Origin of the sequence: uncultured Campylobacter sp. (assembly GCF_938018145.1) — a bacterium.
Lineage (GTDB): Bacteria > Campylobacterota > Campylobacteria > Campylobacterales > Campylobacteraceae > Campylobacter_A.
The window spans coordinates 1-1,924 of sequence record NZ_CALIII010000321.1; the positions used below are offsets into that span (position 1 = coordinate 1).

Consider the following 1,924-nt stretch of genomic DNA (forward strand, 5'->3'; position numbering starts at 1 on the left):
AAAGGCGGCATGGGCGAGGGCACGATGAGCGGCTGCAAGGAGTTTGGCGCGATACACTGCGTATTTCCCGCGGGCTGCGCGGTGGTGGCGGCTACGCAGGTCGAGGAGATCGAGAGTGCCGACTGGACGGAGCTTGGGATGCCAGAGACGCTGTGGAAGTGCCGCGTGAAGGAGTTTGGCCCGCTCATCGTCTCCATAGACGCGCACGGAAATAATCTTTTTGAGCAGAACAAGGTCAAATTTAACGAGAAAAAGGACGCGGCGCTAGCTGAAATTTTACCGCAGGTCGGGTTCATAAAGTAGCTAAATTTGGGGCTTTGATTTTTAAATTTTGCCCTCGGTCGCTAAATTTTAGTGGCTTTGGGCGTATTGCAGGCGGGTGGCAAAAGTTGCGACGGTGCGCATGAAATTTGCTTTAGAATTTGCGCTAAATTTTAAAATTTAGTGCAAATTTTAGCACGATCTTAAATTTACGCAAATTTATAAATTTGAGCAAGTTTCCCCACACGGCGATTAAATTTATCGCGGCACGGTTTTTATTTATAAATCAAAATAGGCACTTAACGGAGCTTTTATGAGAAAATTTTACGCGATACTGTTTACCGCGCTCGTTGCGCTATCTATCGCGGCTTGCGGCGGCAAGGGCAAAGAACGCCCGCTACCGGCCGGCAGCGTCGTGGTGGCTCTAGGCGACTCGATCACGCAGGGAGTGGGCGCTAGCGAGCAGAGAGCGTGGCCGGCAAATTTAGCGCGCTCAAGCGGCTGGCAAGTGATAAATGCGGGAGTTTCTGGCGATACTAGCGCGCAGGCTTTGGCGCGTTTGCCAGCACTTTTGCGAGAATATAAACCAACGCTCGTGATAGTTAGCATCGGCGGCAACGACTTTTTGCGTAGACAGCCTAGCTCCGCCACGCGCGCCAATATCGCCGCCATCTTGCGTACAGTAAAAGAAAGCGGCAGCCGCGCGGTGCTCATCGGCGTTCCTAAGCTAACTTTGGGCGCGGCTCTTGGGATATTTAGCGATCACGAGCTGTACGAGGAGCTGGCGAAGGAATACCGCGTGCCTTTGCTCTCTGACGCCTGGGGCGACGTGATGAAACAAAGCCGCCTGATGTCCGATCAGATCCACCCAAACGCTGCAGGCTACGCGGAATTTACCGCAAGTCTAGAAAAATTTCTACGCAAGCAGGGATTTTTGCGCTGAATTTTACCAAGCCGCAAACAACAAGGCTAATTAAAAATGTAAAATTTATTTTGCCGCGCACGCTTTTGTTCGGCCGCAATAGCTAGTCAAGCTAAAAACCAGACGCCAAAAATAAAAGTGGGGCAAATTTAAACCTAGTGCGCCAAAAACGCCGTAGTCGCACATCTTGCCGCTTGCAACCGCCTTTACCGATTAGCAAATTTAATCTAAATTTTATCGTCGTTACACCCCATAAGCTTAGCCGGCAAATTTGATTCCGACTAAACGCTCAAATTTGCCGTTTTACTTAAGTTCGCCCCAATCCTTCGCCACATTTAGGCTCGTTTTTAGCGGTACGTTTAGTTTATAAATTTCTTGCATTATCTTTTGCGCTGCTGCGCCAAACTCCTCAGCGTAGCCGTCCTGCACCTCAAAGATCAGCTCGTCGTGTATCTGCAAAAGCATTCTAGCGCGCGGGCTTAAAAGCGGACGGATTTTTACCATCGCCATCTTGATGATATCAGCAGCCGAGCCCTGAAATATCGTATTTACCGCCTCGCGCTCGTACATCGCCGTTTGCATCGGCGTCGCGGTAGTAAAGTCAAACAGCCGCTTTCTACCCAGCAGCGTGCGCACGAAGCCCTCGTTTTTCGCGGCGGTTTTTATCCCTTCTAAAAAGCCTTTTATCGTAGGGAAAGCTTTAAAATAGCGCTCGATATACTCCTTTGCCTCGGCGCGCGT

At 50.2% G+C, this 1,924-nt stretch carries 3 protein-coding genes; 2 read left to right on the top strand and 1 reads right to left on the bottom strand.

Annotation, left to right across the window (positions count from 1 at the left end):
- Both Q0338_RS07485 and Q0338_RS07490 read left to right on the top strand, forming a co-directional pair.
- Positions 1 to 303: fumarate hydratase C-terminal domain-containing protein (locus tag Q0338_RS07485; protein ID WP_298086206.1), on the top strand; the 303-nt coding region annotated here is incomplete at its 5' end.
- A 271-nt stretch (positions 304 to 574) separates the two neighbouring features.
- Positions 575 to 1,204 (top strand): arylesterase, encoded by a 630-nt coding sequence (locus Q0338_RS07490; protein ID WP_298086207.1) that lies wholly within the window; start codon positions 575 to 577, stop codon positions 1,202 to 1,204.
- Between the two features lie 282 nt (positions 1,205 to 1,486).
- Here Q0338_RS07490 and Q0338_RS07495 read toward each other — a convergent pair.
- The coding region (locus tag Q0338_RS07495; protein ID WP_298086208.1) for a DNA polymerase at positions 1,487 to 1,924 on the bottom strand (438 nt) is incomplete at its 5' end.

Bases quoted from the DNA above. Each gene is read 5' to 3' on its own strand.
- Q0338_RS07490 (WP_298086207.1), top strand. From the start codon at position 575: ATGAGAAAATTTTACGCGATACTGTTTACCGCGCTCGTTGCGCTATCT.